Raw genomic sequence first — 17335 nt, 5'->3', positions numbered from 1 at the left:
CCCGTAGGCTGCCGCGGCTCAGAGCGGTTGGGGCGACTCAGCGCCCAGCGGTGTTGGACGCCCAGACGCGGGTGCGGCCGTGCCTGATGACGGCGTAGCCGTCGGTCTGCATCAGCAGCGTGTAGACGCCGTTCTGGGAGCGGCGGTACTGGCCCGGCTTGAGGATCTGGCCCGGCAGCAGCAGGGCGGAGACAGCGGTCGCCTGGGTCGAAGCGGTGGTGGCGGCGGCTCGCTATCCGGCCGGGCTGTTCCGGACCGGGAGGATTGACGCCGTGGGCAACCAATCGGTTCCACGGTAGGTAGGAAAAGGGTTCTTCCTCCGGAGTCGGCGCATGCCACCATGTGCCAGTGGCATCAAGTGTCCGTGTACGGCTTTCCCGGCTCCGCGTCGACCTGACGCCCTGGCGTGGTTCCCGCGATTTCCGCATTCTGGTGATCTCCGGATCGGTGTTCTTTCTCGGCGGCATGGTCGGGTACGTCGCACTGCCGTACCAGCTGTACCAATTGACGCATTCGAACTTCGCCGTCGGCGCGATGGGTTTGGTGACGATCGCACCACTCGTCGTGTTCGGCCTGTACGGCGGCGCGCTCGCGGACCACGTCGACCGGCGGAAAATGCTGATCGGCACCGGTATTGCCCAAGTGGTCATTTGTGCCCTGCTGCTCGCCAACACCCTGCTCTCCGATCCGCAGGTCTGGCTCATTTACGTCTGCGGCGGTCTGAACGCGATTGCGTCGTCATTGCAGCGGCCGAGCCGGGACGCGCTCTTCCCGCGGGTGGTGAAACACGAGGAGATGCCGGCCGCGGTCACCCTGAACGCCCTGACGCTGCAGGTCGGCCAGCTCGCGGGTCCCGCGCTCGGCGGTGTCCTGGTCGCGACCGCGGGTGTCGCCTGGGCGTTCACGGTCGAGCTCGCGGGCCTCGCCGTCGCGACCCTGCTCTACCTGCTGCTTCGCCCGTACCGGACGAGCGAGCACAGCACGCCGCCGAGCCTGCGCGCGATCGGGGAAGGCATCCGCTACGCCTTCCGCCGCCGCGACCTGCTTGCGACGTACGCCGTCGACATGGTCGGGATGTTCCTGGCGATGCCGATCGTGCTCTTCCCGGCCTTCGCGACCGAGGTGCTGCAGGAGCCGAAACTGCTCGGTCTCCTCTACAGCGCGGAGGCGATCGGTGCGATGGTGGCGACCCTGACCAGCGGCTGGGCCCGGCGGGTGCACCACCACGGCCGGGCCGTCGTACTCGCGACCATCACCTGGGGCGCCTCGGTCGGTGTCGCCGGGCTGGCGCCGAACATCTGGTTCGCGATCGCGTTCTTCGCCGTCGCCGGTGGCGCGGACATGATCTCCGGGCTGTTCCGGGCGGTGATCTGGAACCAGACCATCCCGGACGAGATGCGCGGCCGGCTGGCCGGGATCGAGATGCTGTCCTACTCGCTCGGCCCGCTCGGCGGCCAGTCCCGGTCCGGCCTGGTCGCGGACCTCACCAGCGTCCGGACGTCGATCGTGAGCGGCGGCGTCCTGTGCGTCGCCGGGGTGGTCGCGACCGCGGTCTGGCTGCGCGACTTCTGGCAGTACGACGCCCGCACCGACGAACACGCGGTCCGCGAAAGGGAGTTGCGCGCAGCGGGTTAAAGTCGACCCACCATGCGTATCCGTCCTGCCCTCCTGGCTGCCGCGCTGCTTGCCGTCGCCGGCTGCAGTGGTCCCGGTAACGAGACCGCGCCGAACGTGCCGCCGCTGGTGTCGGTGAGTACGACGCCGACCGAGACGCCGTCGGAGACTCCGTCGCCGAGCACCCCGCCGACCGCGAAGGTCGCGGAGACGCTGTGCGTGCGCATGGGCCAGCCGCTGGTGCAGGCGACTCTTGGAACGCCCGTGGTGACGCTCCAGACGAAGGCCCCGCCGGCCGACTTCGGCCTGCCGACGTACGACGTCTGCCAGTTCGGGCTGAGCACCAGCCCCAACGGGCCGGTCCTGCGGGTCGGGGTTTCGGTGCTTCCGGCAACGAAGGCGACGCTGACCGGCGCGCAGAAGGCCTACGCGGCGACGAAGGGTGAGCCGGCCAAGCCCGCGGTGGTGGGCGAGGGCGGGTTCGGGACCAGCACGTTCGTCGTGTTCCTGCTGCAGGGACGGCTCTACAAGCTCAGCGGACCACCGGCGACGCTGGCGAAGTACGTCGTACTCGGGCAGGAAGTGGTCCGGCAGGCGCCCGGGCTGCCGGAGCCGCCGCCGCTGATCGCGCGGCCGGATTGTGAGCGCGGGTCGGACGAGGCCGAGAAGGTGATGGGCGCGCCGGCGATGGTCCGCCGCGACGGCCAGACCGCGCTCGGCGACCAGGTCTGCGGCTGGGTCAACCCGACGAGCGTGCTCTCCACGTCGGTACGCCGTACCCCGAACGCGAAGGCGTTGATGGAGCCGATCCGGAGGGCGCCGACGGCGCAGTCGATCCCGCTCGGCGACGAGGCGTACGTCGACACCGCCACCGGCCGGACCACGATCCTGGTCGGCGACGACAAGCTCGTCGACCTGGTCCCGCTGCCCGCCCGGCCGATCGACCCGGACACAATGACCGCCTTCGCGCTCGCGATGTCACCGCTCTACACCCGGTGACGCAGATCTCTAGGTGCGACTTAGTCGCCGGTGTCACCGTGGTGGCGCAACCCAGCTCGTCCTCCCGCGCCCCCGTTCCTTTCACAGCACCCCGCGCCCGCGCTGACAGTCCTCGGCCACAAGTCGGGGGCGGTCACGGGAACCGGTGGGCTTGAACAGGCTATTTCCGGTGTGACCCCACCGGTTGGTGTTCACGGCCCCGGCGGATGGCGGTGGATGCGGCCAGCGGAGGGTGCCGCGGGGTGGGTGGTTAGGGAGTTTCCAGGGGAGTGAGGTAGCCGACCAGGGCTCGGTTCAGCTCGGTGATCCAGCGTTCGCGGTCGGTGGCCGGAACCGAGACGATCGTGCCCAGTAGGGCGGCGAAGATCTGGGTGGCCACGGCTGCGGCGGTGTCGCGTTGGTCGGCGGGGAGGCTGGGCACGCGCGCGCCGATGATCTCGGCGACTCGGCCGGTGACGGCCTGCTGGAGGGCGCGGGTCGGGGCGGTGAGCCGGTCGGGGAGGTCGCCGCTGCTGAACAGCGCCTTGAAACCGGGGTTGGCGAGGTTGACCTCGACCATCGGGCGGATCATCCGGTCGACCATCTCCGGCAGCGGCAGCTTCACCATGCTCAGGTCGAACGCCTGCTCGTGGGCGGCCTTCAGCTCGACCCGGTAGCGCTCGGCCAGCGCCTCGGCGAGGGCCTCCTTGTTGGCGAAGAACTGGTACAGCGTGCCGGGTGAGACGCCGGCCTGCGTGGCGATCGCGTTGGTGGTCGCCTTCGCGTAGCCGACCTCGGCGAACACCACCGCGGCCGCGTCCGTCAGCTGCTCCATCCGCCGCTGCCCACGCGCCTGCCGCCGCGGCTCCTCGGGCATGTGTCACCCCTCGATTGACAAACACGAGCAAATGCTCGTATTTTTTCCATACGCGAGCAAGTGCTCGTGTTCTGTCATCCTACCGTCGCCTGCCCGGAGGTTCCGCCGTGCCCGCACCCACCAGAGCTCTCCTTGAACGGCTTGGCCGGCTCGTGGTTCGCCGGCGCCGGCTGGTCGCCGGACTGTCCGCGGTGCTGACGGTGGTGCTCCTGGCGATCGCCGCCGGTGCTCTGAACGCGCTGTCACTCTCGCGGATCGCCGACCCCGCGTCGGAGTCCGATCGCGCCCGCCGCGTCCTCGACGCCCAGTTCCAGACCGGCCCGCCGAACCTCGCGTTTCTGGTGACGGCCGGCGGGAGCGTTGACGACGCCAACGTGCGGGCGGCAGGGCTCGCGCTGACCGAGGAGATCGCCGACCAGGCCGGCGTTGCGGACGTGGCGTCGTACTGGTCGCGGGAGAACAGTCCGGCGTTGCGTAGTGAGGATGGTCGGCAGGCCCTCGTGCTCGTCCGGGTGCCGGGGGAGGTGAACGAGGCGCGGGCTCGGGTTGGCGAGTTGGCGCAGGAGTTTGCCGGGCAGAGGGGTGGGATCTCGGTGCAGGCGGGTGGGCAGGACGAGGTGTTCCGGGAGATCGGGGCGCAGGCGCGCGAGGACTTCCTGCGGGCAGAGGTGATCGTGCTGCCGATGGTTCTGGTGCTCCTCGTGCTGATCTATCGGCGGGTGTCGCTGGCGTTGGTGACCCTCGGCGTCGGGATCTTCGCGGTCGGCGGTGCGCTGGCCGGGCTGCGGGCGGTCGCCGCGTTCACCGAGGTCTCCACCTTCGCCGCGAACCTCTCCCTGGTCATGGGTCTCGCCCTCGGTGTCGACTACTGCCTGTTCGTGATCGCGCGCTACCGCGAGGAGTTGGCGCACGGCGCGGAAGTCGGCGACGCAGTGGTCGCGGCAGTACGCACGGCCGGTCGGACGGTGTTCTTCAGCGGTCTGACCGTCGCCATGTCGTTGCTCGCCCTGCTGTTGTTCCCGCTGTCCTTCCTGCGCTCCTTCGGGTACGCCGGGGTGCTGGTCGTCGCCTCTGCACTCGTCGGCGCCCTGGTGATCCTCCCGGCCGCCCTCGCCCTGCTGGGTCATCGCGCTGCAGGAACGGTTGCCCAACGCAACAAGAACGGCTGGTTCCGGCTGGCGCACTACGTGATGCGCCGGCCAGTGCTCACCGGCGGCGCGATGCTCGCGCTGATCCTGTTGCTCGCAGCACCGGCTCTCGGCCTACGGCTCGGTCTGCCGGACGCGCGGATTCTGCCGGCCGACGCGAGCAGCCGGATCATGGCCGACCAGGTCCGGGCCAACTTCGGTCAGGAGGAGTCCGACGCCCTGTACGTCGTCATGCCTGAGGCATCCCAACCCGCCGCACTTCCGCCGTACGCCGAGAAGCTGTCGACGCTGGACGGTGTCGCGCAGGTCGACACCTACGCGCGGAACGGCGGCGCCTACCTGACCGTCACGCCGACCCAGGAGGTCCTGGAAGGTGATGTCGCCGGGTGGGTGGAGCGGGTGCGCGCGGTCGCTACGCCGTACGACGCGATCATCGGCGGGACCCCGGCCGAGATGGTCGACTGGCGGTCGGCGTTGACCGAACGGATTCCGTTGGTGCTCGGGCTGATCCTGCTACTGAGCTTCGCGGTGCTCTGTTTCGCGACGGGCAGTGTGCTGCTGCCGTTGAAGGCGACCGTGCTGAACCTGCTCAGTCTGGCGGTGATGTTCGGCGTGATGGTGTGGGTCTTCCAGCAGGGCAACCTGTCCGGGCCGCTCGGGTTCACGGCGACCGGGGTGCTGGAGGCGAGTATGCCGATGCTGATGTTCTGCATCGTCTACGGGCTGTCGATGGACTACGAGGTGTTCATCGTGTCGCGGATCCGGGAGGAGTACCGGCGGACGGGCGACACGGTGGGGGCGGTGGCGACGGGGCTGCAGCAGTCGGCGCCGTTGGTGACGACGGCGGCCGTCGTACTGGCGCTGTCGTTCGCGGTGTACGCGACCGGCGGGGTGGTCTATCTGAAGATGATCGGGATCGGGATGGCGGTGGCGGTGCTGGTGGATGCGACCGCGATCCGGGGCGTGCTGCTGCCCGCGTTCATGAAGCTGGCCGGTCGCGCGAACTGGTGGAGCCCGGTCACATGACGTCGGCGATGGTGGCGATGGCTTCGGTGAGTTCGGTGGGCGTGCGGGCGGCGTACCCGAGGACGAGGCCGGGGGCGTGCGGGAGCTGGCAGTGCCAGGAGAGTGGGTGAGTCTTCACGCCCTTCTGCAGCGCGGCCGCGGCAAGCTCGACGTCGTTCACCGAGGACTCGAAGGTGATGGTCAGGTGGAGGCCGGCGGCGGCGCCGTGGACGGTTGCGGTAGGCAGGTAGTTCGCCACGGCCTTCACCATGGCGTCCCGGCGAGTGCGGTGCCGGCGTCGGAGGAAGCGGAGCTGGCGTTCGAGCTCGCCGGACTCCATCAGGTGCGCGAGAGTGAGCTGGGGCAGCGCGGCGTTGCCGAGGTCGGCCAGGCGCTTCATGTCGATCAGGTCGTCCTTGTACGACGCCGGCGGCAGCATCCACCCGATCCGCAGCGACGGCGCGAGCAGCTTCGACACGCTGCCGGCGTAGATCACCTGGTCGGCCAGCATCGCGCGCAGGGCCGGAACGGGCGGCCGGTCGTACCGGTGCTCGGCGTCGTAGTCGTCCTCCATGATCAACCCGCCCTCGGCCGCCCACTGGATCAGCTCGCGCCGCCGTTCACCATCCAGTACGACGCCGGTCGGAAAATGGTGCGCCGGTGTCGCAATCACCACCCGGGCGCCGGACTCGCGCAGCAGGTCGACCCGGATCCCGCCCTCGTCGACCGGGATGGGCGGGGTGTCGAGACCCCAGTTCTGCAGGTGCTGGCGGGAGCCGAGTGAGCCGGGATCCTCGACGGCCATCTCGGTGATCCCGCGGGACCTGAGGACCTGCGCGACCAGGCCGATCGCCTGGGAGACGCCGGCCACGATGATCAGGTCGTCGGGGTGCGCCGTCACACCCCGGTTGCGGGCCAGCCAGTTGGCCACCGCCCGCCGCAACGCCGGCGTCCCCGCCGGCTCGCCGTACCCGAACTCCGCCGATTCGAGGTCGCTGAGCACAGCTCGCTCGGCGCGCAGCCAGGCGGTTCGGGGAAAGGCGGCCAGGTCGGGCACACCGGGAGTCAGGTCGATCCGCGCCGGCGCCGCCCGCAGCGTGTCGAACACGTCGAGCCCCGGCTGTTGCACCACTGTCGAGGTCCGGGGTGTGGTTGCCGACTTCCCGGGTGTGGTGCCGATCGGTATCGCGACGACGACGGTGCCGGCGCGGCCTTGGCCTGCTACGTGGCCGTCTTCGGTGAGGCGTTGGTAGGCCTCGGTGACGACGCCCCGGGAGACCTCGAGCTCGGCGGCGAGGACCCGGGTGGCGGGGAGGCGGGTGCCGATCGGGAGGCGGCCGTCGGAGATCGCCGTACGGAGGCGCTCGGTCAGCCAGTCCGACAGGCCGCCGGGCGGCGCGTCCGCCGGGTCCAGCTGGAGAAAGTCGGCCCCGGGTTTGGACCGGCCAATTTCGCCCTGATTGGACCTGTTCACTGGACCATTGTGGCGGCAACTTGGAGATATGGGAACTGACTACGTGCACGGCTACACCCCCGCCGAGACCCGCCGGCTGACCGACCAGGCGCAGACTCTCGCCGACCTCCTGCACGCCGGGACCAGCTACCCGGCCGGCAGCCGGGTGCTCGAAGCGGGCTGCGGGGTCGGCGCGCAAACGGTCCAGCTGGTGACCCGCAGCCCAGGCATCGACCTCGTCTCGCTCGACATCTCCGAGGAGTCGCTCGCCCAGGCCAAGGCGCGCGTCAGCGCCGTCGCGCCCGACGCCCGCGTCGACTGGCGGCTCGCCGATCTGCACGAGCTCACCGGCGAGTTCGACCACGTCTTCCTGTGTTTCGTCCTCGAGCACCTGGCCGACCCGCACGACGCGCTGGTCCGGCTCGGCCGCCTGCTGAAGCCCGGCGGCACGATCACTGTGATCGAAGGCGACCACGAGTCCGCGTTCTTCCACCCGAGGAGCGCGGCGGCGCAAGCAGTCATCGACTGCCTCGTCGACCTCCAGGCCGAGGCCGGCGGCGACTCGCTGATCGGCCGCCGGCTGCAGCCGTTGCTCAGGGACGCCGGGTACGGCGACGTGCGGGCCTGGCCGTGCACCGTGTACGCCGACGAGACGCTGCCGCACCTGGTCGACGGGTTCACCCGCAAGACGTTCATCGCGATGGTCGAGTCGGTCCGGGACCGCGCGATCGCCGCCGGGATGCGCACGCCCGCCGAATGGGCCGAGGGCATCCGTGAGCTGTCGAAAGCCGCCGAGTCCGGCGGCACCTTCCACTACACCTTCTTCAAATCGGTAGGCCGAAAATGCTGATCCTGCTGCTGTTCCTGGTCCTGATCGCCTGGGCCCTGCAACGCAACCACGACCGCCAGGTCTGGCCGTCCAGGCCGGGCACCGCGCGCAACGCCGTACCCGATCGTGATCTGCAACGATTGGCGGCTGACCTGCGGGCGATCCACTGACCAGTTCATGAACACCTGGTAAACAGGTTGGATGGCGACCAACGAGCAGCTCGAGATCGAGACCAAGTACGACGTCGACGAAAGCGCGAGCCTGCCCGCGCTGCACGAGCTGCCCGGAGTTGCGAGTGTCGCGCAGCCCGTCGAGCTGGACCTGGAAGCGGTGTACTACGACACCGACGCGCTGGACCTGGCCGCCAACAAGGTCACGTTGCGGCGCCGGACCGGTGGCGAGGACGACGGCTGGCACGTGAAGCTGCCGGTCTCGTCCGGCGAGCGGCTCGAGATCAGGCAACCACTCGGGCGATCGACGCGCACGGTGCCGGTCTCGGTGCTGCGCACGGTTCGGGTGCACGTCCGCGACCACGAGCTCGTCCCGGTCGTCACGCTGAACACCAAGCGCATCGTGCACAAGCTGCTCGGCGCGGACGGTGAGGTGCTGGCGGAGCTCGCCGACGACCGGGTCACCGCGACCGTCGAAGGCGCCGAGCCGGACAGCTGGCGGGAGTGGGAGGTCGAGATCGTCGGCGGTGAGCGTTCGCTGCTCGAGGACGCCGACACGGTGCTGCAGTCCGCCGGCGCGAAGCCCGCGTCGGGGCCGAGCAAGCTTGCGCGGGCGCTGGGTGATCGGGTGCCGGCTCCGATCGTCTGGGAGTTGCCGTCGAAGCCGCTCACGTCGGACCTGTTCCGTGCGTACGCCGGCGCGCAGGTGCAGGCGATCCGGGAGCGCGACCCGGAGGTACGGCGTGACGTCCCGGACTCGATCCACAAGTTCCGGGTCGCGACTCGGCGGCTCCGCTCGGCGCTGGCGACGTACCGGCCGGTGGTCGACCGCGAGGCGGGGGACCGGATCCGGGACGAGCTGAAGTGGCTGGCCGGTGAGCTCGGGGTCGCGCGGGACGCCGAGGTGCAGCGCGAGCACTTCGCCGCCACGGTCGCCGAGCAGCCGGCGGAGTTGGTGATGGGGCGGGTCGATGGGCGGATCGACGACCACCTGCGCGGTGTGTACAAGGAGGGGCGGGCGGGGGCGCTGGAGGCGTTGGAGAGTGAGCGGTACTTCCGGCTGCTGGACGCTCTCGACGGGCTGATCGCCAACCCGCCGCTGGTCGGTGACGACCGGAAGGCGAAGAAGCAGATCGGTGATTTGCTCGACCACGACTGGAAGCGGATGCGGAAGTCTGTGCGCCGGTCGAAGGCGGCCGAGACGACGGCTGAGCAGGACCATGAGCTGCATGAGGTCCGGAAGGCGGCGAAGCGACTCCGGTATGCCGCGGAGTCCGCCGTACCCGTGCTGGGTGACTATGCCGATGACCTGGCCGGTCGTGCTGAAGAGGTCCAGGAGGTGCTCGGCGCGCACCAGGACTCGGTGGTCTCCCGCGACCTCCTCCGCCAGCTCGCCGTCCAGGTCCACCTCGACGGCGGCAACTCCTTCACCTTCGGCCGCCTGCACGCCGCCGAAGAACTCCGCGGCATCCAATCCCGAGACGCCTTCTACGCCCTCTGGCCCAACCTCAAACTCAGCTGAAGTTCTCCCACGCGGCACTCCGCGCTCCCGGTAGTCGGGCGGCACGATGAGGTCCAGGGTGTCCCGACTGTCTCCCCACACATCGCGACACAGAAGACGGACCCGGCGGGAGGGTGCCGGGTCCGTCTCTTGGGGCGGGGGTGGGGCTGTCAGGCAGGTTCGCGTGTGTTCAGCAGGGCCTGCCTGACAGGCTCAGTGTTGTACTGCCTTCTCGGCGCCCGCGCCGGTGAGGGAGCGGACCTCCATCTCGGCGAACTTGTCGACATTGGTCTGCTCCTTGCTGGTGACCGTGCCGAGCCAGCCGAGCAGGAACGCCAGCGGGATCGAGACGATGCCGGGGTTGTCCAGCGGGAACCAGTGGAAGTCGATGCTGGTGTCGGTGATCATCGACAGGCTGGCGCCGGTCTTGGCGTCGACCTTGCCGGAGACGACCGGGCTGAACGCGATCAGGATGATCGCCGAGCCCAGGCCGCCGTAGATGCTCCACAGCGCGCCGCGGGTGTTGAACCGCCGCCAGAACAGCGAGTACAGGATGGTCGGCAGGTTCGCGCTGGCCGCGACCGCGAACGCCAGCGCCACCAGGAACGCGATGTTCTGCCCGTTGGCGAAGATGCCGCCGATGATCGCGACCGCGCCGATCACCAGCGCGGTGATCCGGGCGACCCGGACCTCGCCGTCCGCGTTGACCTGGCCCTTCTTGATCACCTGGCCGTAGACGTCGTGGGCGAACGACGTACTCGCGGTGATCGTCAGGCCGGCCACAACCGCCAGGATGGTGGCGAAGGCGACCGCGGAGATGACACCGAGCAGCAGCTCGCCGCCGAGCTCGAAGGCCAGCAGTGGTGCGGCCGAGTTCGCCTTGCCCGGGGCGGCCCTGATCGCGTCCGGGCCGACGAGTGCGGCGGCGCCGTACCCGAGGACCAGGGTGAACAGGTAGAAGATGCCGATGATCCAGATCGCCCAGCTGACGCTGCGGCGGGCTTCCTTCGAGTTCGGCACCGTGTAGAAGCGCATCAGCACGTGCGGCAGACCCGCAGTACCGAGGACGAGGGCGAGCGCCAGCGAGATGAAGTCCAGCTTGCTGATACCGGTCGCGCCGTACTGCAGGCCCGGGTTGAGCAGCTTCTCGCCGGCCGCCGGGCTGCGGTCCACTGCGGCACCGAGCAGGCTGGACAGGTTGAACGCGTACTTCGCCAGCACCCACAGCGTCATCAGGCCCGCGCCGAGCACCAGCAGGACGGCCTTGATGATCTGCACCCAGGTGGTGCCCTTCATGCCGCCGACGAGCACGTAGGTGATCATGATGATGCCGACCACGGCGATCACCAGGCTCTGGCCGGCCCGGCCGTCGATACCGAGCAGCAGGGCGACCAGACCCCCGGCGCCTGCCATCTGCGCCAGCAGGTAGAAGAAGCAGACGCCGAGGGTCGAGATCGCGGCCGCCATCCGGACCGGCCGCTGCTTGAGCCGGAACGACAGTACGTCGGCCATCGTGAAACGGCCGGTGTTCCGGAGCAGCTCGGCGACCAGCAGCAGGGCCACCAGCCATGCCACCAGGAAGCCGATCGAGTAGAGGAAGCCGTCGTACCCGTTCAGGGCGATCGCGCCGGCGATCCCCAGGAAGGACGCGGCGGACAGGTAGTCACCGGCGATCGCGATACCGTTCTGCGGACCGGTGAAGGACCGGCCGCCGGCGTAGAAGTCGGCCGCGGTCCGGTTGTTCCGGGACGCCTTGATCACGATCGCCAGCGTCGCGATCACGAACAGCGCGAAGATCGCGATGTTGACGGTCGGGTTGCCGATGTCGGTTGCCAGCGGCAACAACAGGGGGGCGCTCACTGGTCAACTCCCTCGATCTGGTGGCGAAGCTTCTCGGCATCGGGGTCGACCCGCTTGTCGGCCCAGCGGACGTAGATCATCGTGATGGCGAAGGTGGAGGCGAACTGGCCGAGCCCGAACAGCAGCGCGACGTTGATGTTGCCGGCGACCTTCGTCGACATGAAGCCGGGGGCGTAGGCGGCCAGCAGGACGTAGAGGAAGTACCAGACCAGGAACAGGCCGGTCATCGGGAACACGAAGCGCCGGAACCGGCGACGCAGCTCCGAGAAGTCAGGCGAAACCTGAACGTCCCGGTACGTCGTCAGTCCCGATTCGCCCGTGGGTCGCGTGTCACTCATCGCGGACCTCCAGACATGTCAGGCCGGGCGGAGTGACCGGCAGGGGGTTGCTGGTCCGTACTGTGTCCCCCGTCACGCGCCCGGAGACAGCGCCCACGCGCATCGAGCGCTCAGCGGACCACACCAGTCGTTCGGTGGATCACTGTCCTGCGACGAGCGGTCGAATCCTCACGACGAGCGGTACGGCGACAGCGGCAGTCCCCGGTCGACGTCGACGGCCTCGGGGGTGTGCAGGCGGACCATGCTGCGGGCGGTGCCGGCGGGGATCTTGTCCGGCGTCAGCTTGGACACGACGATCACGGTGAGGAACGCGAGTGGCATCGTCCACGCGGCGGGCTGGCCAACGAGGGCCTGCGGCCAACCGCTTTCCGGCCCGCCGATCACGTTCACCAGCGCGGCGGCACTGGCCGCGACGCCACCGACGACGAGGCCGGCGGCGGCGCCGGTCGTGGACATCCGCCGCCACCAGATCCCCAGCACCAGCAGGGGACAGAACGTCGACGCGGCCACCGCGAACGCAAGCCCGACCGTGTCCGCGAGACTCAGCGACCCGGTCAACTGGAACGCGAGGTACGGCACGCACATCGACAGCAGCGCCGCGATCCGGAAGCTGTTCACCGCGACGTAGTCGCCACCCGTCCATCGGTGCAACCGGCTCCGCAGCAGGTCCTGGTCGATCACGCCGGCGATCGCCACGGTCAGCCCCGACGACGTCGACAGGAACGCCGCGAACGCCCCGGCCGCGACCAGCGCCCCGAGCAGATCCCCTGCTGTACCAGGGAAAATCCGCCCCGGCAGCTCGAGTACGACGGTATCCGCGCCACTCCCGACCAGATCCGGCGCGAACGTCCTCCCCAGCACGGCGTACATCGGCGGGAACAGGTAGAACGCCCCCAGCAGCGCCAGTACGACGACCGTCGTACGACGGGCCGCCCGTCCGTCCGGGTTCGTGTAGAAGCGGACCAGCACGTGCGGTAGGCCCATCGTTCCGAAACAAAGGGCCAAGAGCAACGAATACGTGGCGTACAGGGGATGGTCGCGGCCGCCCGCGGTCGACAGCGGCTCGGCCCACTCCGCACCCGCACCCTGCAATGACGCCAGCACGCCGACCGAGTGGTCGAGGGACCGCCAGCCGATCAGGATCACGAAGATCGGCGCGGCCAGCGCGGTGAGCTTCAGCCAGTACTGGAACGCCTGGACGAAGGTGATCGAACGCATGCCGCCGGCGGCGACGTTGATCACCACGATCACCGCGACGACCGCAGCACCGACGTCGGGCGGCGCACCCGTGACGGTCTGCAGGGTGAGGCCGGCGCCGTGCAGTTGGGGCAGCAGGTACAACGTGCCGATGCCGACCACGAGACCTGAGCAGATCCGCCGTACGACGGCCGACTCGAATCGGGTCTCGGCGAAGTCGGGCAACGTGTACGCACCCGATCGGCGCAGCGGTGCGGCGACGAGGACGAGCAGCATCAGGTAGCCGACCGTGTAACCGACGGAGAACCAGAGCATGTCGGCGCCGTTCACCAGCACCAGCCCGGCGACGCCGAGGAACGATGCGGCCGACAGGTACTCACCGCTGATCGCGGACGCGTTCCACCGTGGGGTGACCACCCGGCTGGCGACGTAGAAGTCGCTGGTCGTCCGCGAGATCCGCAACCCGAACAGGCCGATCCCGATCGTGGCGACGATCACCAGCGCGATCGCGGTCAGACTTGTTGCCGGAGACATCTACTGCCGTCCGACGAACTCGGTGAACTCGGCCTCGATCCGCTCGGCGTTGCGGACGTAGATCCGGGCGGCGACGTACACGACCGGGTAGACCACGACGCCGAGGATGACCCAGGGCAGCGGCAGGCCGAAGACGTCGAAGGTGCGGGTGGCGGGGACCAGCGCGAACAGCAGCGGGATGCCGCCGAGGATGACGGCCGAGCCGGCGATGACGGCGAGCGCGAGGCGGAGCTGGGACTGGATCAGCGAGGACATGTAGACCTCGCCGAGCCGGGTCTGCTCGTCGATCTCGCGGGTGCCGGTCGGGATGATCGGGCGGCGGGCCGCGCTGGTCCGTGGGCTCGTCACCCGGACGCGGCGCGGTCCTTCCGGCGTACTCATGTCATCCACGCAGTGATGTCGACCGGACCAGCAGGTCGCGGAGCTCGCGGGTGTGCCGGCGGCTGACCGGCAGCCAGTCGCCGCCGACCCGGACCGCGCACCGGCCGCCGTCGACGCGCATCTCGTCCACGTGCGCGAGGGCGACCAGGGTGCTGCGGTGGATCCGGGTGAAGCCGGCTTCGCGCCAGCGTTCCTCCAGCGTGCTGAGCGGGATCCGGACCAGGTGCGAGTTCTGGCCGGTGTGCAGGCGGGCGTAGTCGCCTTGGGCCTCGACGTACCGCACCGTCGAGCGCTGGACGAACCGGGTGACGCCGGCCAGCTCGACCGGGATCACCTCGTCCTCGGTCTCGTCCGGGGACTGCAGCGCGGCCGGTGCGCCGGCGGTGAGGACCCGGCGGACCGCCTCGGCCAGCCGCTCGGCCCGGACCGGCTTCATCACGTAGTCGGTCGCCTGCAGCTCGAACGCAGCCACGGCGTGCTCGTCGTACGCGGTGACGAAGACGATCTGCGGGCGTGGCTGGCGGAACTTGGACAGCACGCTGGCCAGGTCGATCCCGTCCAGACCGGGCATCTTGATGTCGCAGAACACCACGTCCAGGTCGGCGGCCTGCAGGATCTTCAGGGCGTCCGGACCGTTCGACGCGGTCCGGATCTCGCCGATCCGGTCGTCCCGCGACAGCAGGTACACCAGCTCGGCCAGGGCGGGCTCCTCGTCGTCCGCGACCAGCGCGCGCAGGGGAGTGTCGGCCATGCCCACACACTAATGCCAGCGAATCGCGATTTGGAGCTACTGTTGAACCGCTGAGGTGACCGGATGAGCACGCTGTCGATGACATTGGGGCAGACGGACATTCGTGTGTCGCGGCTAGGTGTCGGCGCGATGGTGTGGGGTGACATGTCGACCGCGCCGCGCTGGAACCCGGCCCGGAGCGCCTACGGGCCGACCAGCACGGCCGAGGAGCAGCTGGCGGCGCTGGACGTGAGCCTGAAGGCCGGAGTGAACTTCGTCGACACCGCTGCCATGTACGGAAAGGGTGCGTCCGAGCGCAGGGTCGGTGAGCTGACCGCGGGGCGGAACGTCGTGGTGGCGACCAAGTTCCCGTTCGGCTTCTTCTCCCGGGCGAGCAGTCTGCCGGCCACTCTGGACGGGAGCCTCGGCCGGCTCCGCCGTACGACGGTCGACCTGTACCAGGTGCACTTCCCGAGCCGGTGGATGTCGATCACGGCGTTGATGGACCTGATGGCCGACGCCGTCGAGGCAGGCAAGGTCCGGGCGGTGGGCGTGAGCAACTACAGCGCCGAGCAGATGCGCGCCGCGCACGCGCAGCTCGCCCGCAACGGGTTGGCGCTGGCCTCCAACCAGGTGCAATACTCGCTCCTGCACCGCAACCCGGAGACCGACGGCGTGCTCGATGCCTGCCGCGAGCTGGGTGCCACCCTGATCGCCTACATGCCGCTGGCGTCGGGGGCTCTCACCGGCAAGTACTCGGCCGACAACCGACCAGCGGGCTGGCGGCGGTACAACCGGGCCTTCAGCAGCGACGAGCTGGCCCGTCTGGTCGAGCTGCTGCGGGAGATCGGTGATCGGCACGACCGGAGTCCCAGTCAGGTCGCACTGCGGTGGCTTATCCAGCAAGACGGCGTACTGCCGATTGCAGGTGCCAAGAACGCGAGCCAGGCCGCCCAGAACGCCGGAGCACTCACGTTCACCCTGGACGACGCGGAAGTAGAGGCCCTCAGGTCAGCTTGAGGCACCCTGTGCGTGGTCGGGCTGGTGCTCCCAGCGGAGGCGACTCGAGCCGAAGCCCGCGGCGTGGAGACCGTCGTGACCGAGCGGGCGCCGACAGTAGTAGTACGGCGAGTACAGGTCCCGGCAGGAGTCCTGGTACGTCGTGTAGGCGAACTCGAGGTCGAGCCGGCTGTCATTGCTCATGCTGCACTGCTCCGTGGAAAGGGTCGCCCTTGTAGCTGGTTACCTTCCATGCAGTAGAGCAGGGAGTTGTTACCGGCACGTTTCGCCGCGGTCACGACTGTGACCCCCGGCACGACGGGAGCCGGGCGGTGGCCCCGCTCCCGTCGGCCTGCGCGGCTACTTGATCAATCCGTGCGGGTCCAGCACGTACTTGCGCGCCGCGCCCTGGTCGAACTGGCTGTAGCCCTGCGGTGCCTCATCGAGTGGGATGACCGTTGCGTTCACGTTCTTCGCGATCTGTGTCCGGTCATGCAGGATCGCCTGCATCAACTGGCGGTTGTACCGCATCACCGGGCACTGCCCGGTCGTGAACGACAGCGACTTGGCCCAGCCGAGGCCCAGCCGGATCGACAGCGAGCCGGTCTTCGCCGCCTCGTCGGCCGCACCGGGATCACCGGTGACGTAGAGGCCGGGGATGCCGACCGCACCGCCGGCTCGGGTGACGTCCATGACCGTGTTCAGCACGGTCGCGGGACGCTCGGTGCCGGCGTCGGTGCCGTGGCCGTGCGCCTCGAACCCGACCGCGTCGATCGCGCTGTCGACCTCCGGCACACCGAGGATCCGCTCGATCTGGTCCTTCGGATCACCCTCGGACACGTCGATCGTCTCGCAACCGAAACTGCGCGCCTGCTCCAGCCGGTCCTTCTGCAGGTCGGCCACGATGACCACGGCCGCGCCGAGCAGGAACGCCGACGTGGCCGCGGCCAGGCCAACCGGTCCCGCACCCGCGACGTAGACGGTCGAACCGGTGCCGACGCCGGCCGTGACGGCGCCGTGGTACCCGGTGGGGAAGATGTCCGACAGCATCGCCAGGTCGCGGATCTTCTCCAGCGCCTGGTCCTTGTCGGGGAACTTCAGCAGGTTCCAGTCGGCGTACGGCACCAGCGCGTACTCCGCCTGGCCGCCGACCCAGCCGCCCATGTCGACGTACCCGTACGCCGACCCCGGCCGGTCCGGATTCACGTTCAGGCAAACGCCGGTCTTGCCCTCCTTGCAGTTGACACACCGCCCGCAGGCGATGTTGAACGGGACCGACACCAGGTCGCCGACCTTGATGAACTCGACGTCCCGGCCGACCTCGGCCACCTCACCGGTGATCTCATGACCGAGCGCGAGCCCCGACGGCGCTGTCGTCCGGCCGCGGACCATGTGCTGGTCGCTGCCGCAGATGTTGCTGGCCACCACCTTGAGGATCGCCCCGTGCGGAATCTGCCGGCCCACGTTCGCGGGGTTGACCCCTGGCCCGTCCTTGAGCTCCAGACTCGGGTAGTCGATCGTCTCGACCGCCACGTCGCCTGGGCCCTTGTAGATCACTGCCCTGTTACCCGGCACGCGCAATGCTCCTCTCCAGGAGGCTCCGCCGCAGAACGCCGTGGAGCCGTGCGAAACCGCTGTCGCAGGCCGCGATCGCCCCGAGAAGGCGACCCAGTCGTCGCCTGCCCCGCCCAGGTGAATCCCGTTCCGGCGGCGATGCCGCA

Annotated in this window: 16 protein-coding genes; 7 read left to right on the top strand and 9 right to left on the bottom strand. The window is 69.4% G+C overall.

Translation table 11 applies throughout. The annotated features are described in order from the left end of the window. The first annotated feature begins 348 nt into the window (after positions 1-348). Positions 349-1635, top strand: coding sequence for an MFS transporter (locus ACWCOV_RS23615; RefSeq protein ID WP_449831460.1), 1287 nt, complete (start codon positions 349-351; stop codon positions 1633-1635). Between the two features lie 12 nt (positions 1636-1647). After that, the gene (locus ACWCOV_RS23610; RefSeq protein ID WP_449831459.1) at positions 1648-2613 is read left to right on the top strand and encodes a hypothetical protein; all 966 of its coding nucleotides are present in this window, start codon (positions 1648-1650) and stop codon (positions 2611-2613) included. Between the two features lie 250 nt (positions 2614-2863). Here ACWCOV_RS23610 and ACWCOV_RS23605 read toward each other — a convergent pair whose 3' ends face one another. Further along, complete coding sequence (locus ACWCOV_RS23605) at positions 2864-3469, bottom strand: TetR/AcrR family transcriptional regulator (RefSeq protein ID WP_449831458.1); 606 nt, start codon at positions 3467-3469, stop codon at positions 2864-2866. Between the two features lie 107 nt (positions 3470-3576). On the opposite strand from ACWCOV_RS23605, the gene ACWCOV_RS23600 reads away from it, so the two are divergent. Beyond that, complete coding sequence (locus ACWCOV_RS23600) at positions 3577-5643, top strand: MMPL family transporter (protein WP_449831457.1); 2067 nt, start codon at positions 3577-3579, stop codon at positions 5641-5643. Here ACWCOV_RS23600 and pdxR read toward each other — a convergent pair. Next, positions 5636-7096 carry a MocR-like pyridoxine biosynthesis transcription factor PdxR gene (gene pdxR, locus ACWCOV_RS23595; RefSeq protein WP_449831456.1) on the bottom strand — a complete coding sequence of 487 codons (1461 nt, stop codon included), beginning with the start codon at positions 7094-7096 and terminating at the stop codon, positions 5636-5638. The two genes, ACWCOV_RS23600 and pdxR, sit on opposite strands and share 8 nt — an antisense overlap. 28 nt (positions 7097-7124) lie before the next feature. On the opposite strand from pdxR, the gene ACWCOV_RS23590 reads away from it, so the two are divergent. Genes ACWCOV_RS23590 through ACWCOV_RS23580 form a run of 3 tightly spaced genes read left to right on the top strand, consistent with a single transcriptional unit; the run spans position 7125 to position 9596 of the window. After that, complete coding sequence (locus ACWCOV_RS23590; protein WP_449831455.1) at positions 7125-7925, top strand: methyltransferase; 801 nt, start codon at positions 7125-7127, stop codon at positions 7923-7925. Further along, positions 7919-8074 (top strand): hypothetical protein, encoded by a 156-nt coding sequence (locus tag ACWCOV_RS23585; RefSeq protein WP_449831454.1) that lies wholly within the window; start codon positions 7919-7921, stop codon positions 8072-8074. Before ACWCOV_RS23590 ends, ACWCOV_RS23585 begins: the two co-directional genes overlap by 7 nt. A 31-nt stretch (positions 8075-8105) precedes the next feature. Continuing rightward, positions 8106-9596, top strand: coding sequence for a CYTH and CHAD domain-containing protein (locus ACWCOV_RS23580; protein ID WP_449831453.1), 1491 nt, complete (start codon positions 8106-8108; stop codon positions 9594-9596). 192 nt (positions 9597-9788) lie between these two features. Here the strand turns inward: ACWCOV_RS23580 and ACWCOV_RS23575 are convergent, their stop codons facing one another. From ACWCOV_RS23575 to ACWCOV_RS23555, 5 genes are all read right to left on the bottom strand, one after another. Continuing rightward, positions 9789-11435, bottom strand: a complete 1647-nt coding sequence (locus tag ACWCOV_RS23575) for a solute symporter family protein (RefSeq protein WP_449831452.1) — start codon at positions 11433-11435, stop codon at positions 9789-9791. Then, the gene (locus ACWCOV_RS23570; RefSeq protein ID WP_449831451.1) at positions 11432-11773 is read right to left on the bottom strand and encodes a DUF485 domain-containing protein; all 342 of its coding nucleotides are present in this window, start codon (positions 11771-11773) and stop codon (positions 11432-11434) included. Before ACWCOV_RS23570 ends, ACWCOV_RS23575 begins: the two co-directional genes overlap by 4 nt. 168 nt (positions 11774-11941) lie before the next feature. Then, positions 11942-13504 (bottom strand): sodium/solute symporter, encoded by a 1563-nt coding sequence (locus ACWCOV_RS23565; RefSeq protein WP_449831450.1) that lies wholly within the window; start codon positions 13502-13504, stop codon positions 11942-11944. Next, positions 13505-13885: a hypothetical protein gene (locus ACWCOV_RS23560; RefSeq protein ID WP_449831449.1), complete on the bottom strand. Its 381-nt coding sequence runs from the start codon at positions 13883-13885 to the stop codon at positions 13505-13507. A 1-nt stretch (position 13886) separates the two neighbouring features. Continuing rightward, on the bottom strand, positions 13887-14636 hold the full coding sequence (locus ACWCOV_RS23555) for a LytR/AlgR family response regulator transcription factor (RefSeq protein ID WP_449831448.1): 750 nt from the start codon (positions 14634-14636) through the stop codon (positions 13887-13889). Between the two features lie 63 nt (positions 14637-14699). On the opposite strand from ACWCOV_RS23555, the gene ACWCOV_RS23550 reads away from it, so the two are divergent. Continuing rightward, positions 14700-15635, top strand: coding sequence for an aldo/keto reductase (locus ACWCOV_RS23550; protein WP_449831447.1), 936 nt, complete (start codon positions 14700-14702; stop codon positions 15633-15635). Here the strand turns inward: ACWCOV_RS23550 and ACWCOV_RS23545 are convergent. Next, positions 15627-15818, bottom strand: coding sequence for a hypothetical protein (locus ACWCOV_RS23545; RefSeq protein WP_449831446.1), 192 nt, complete (start codon positions 15816-15818; stop codon positions 15627-15629). The genes ACWCOV_RS23550 and ACWCOV_RS23545 overlap by 9 nt on opposite strands. 156 nt (positions 15819-15974) lie before the next feature. Continuing rightward, positions 15975-17189, bottom strand: coding sequence for a formaldehyde dehydrogenase, glutathione-independent (fdhA, locus tag ACWCOV_RS23540; RefSeq protein ID WP_449831445.1), 1215 nt, complete (start codon positions 17187-17189; stop codon positions 15975-15977). Between the last annotated feature and the right edge of the window lie 146 nt (positions 17190-17335).

It is taken from the genome of Kribbella sp. NPDC002412 (assembly GCF_053592935.1).
Note: the sequence above shows the minus strand (reverse complement) of the source record. Positions and strands in the feature narration are given on the sequence as shown.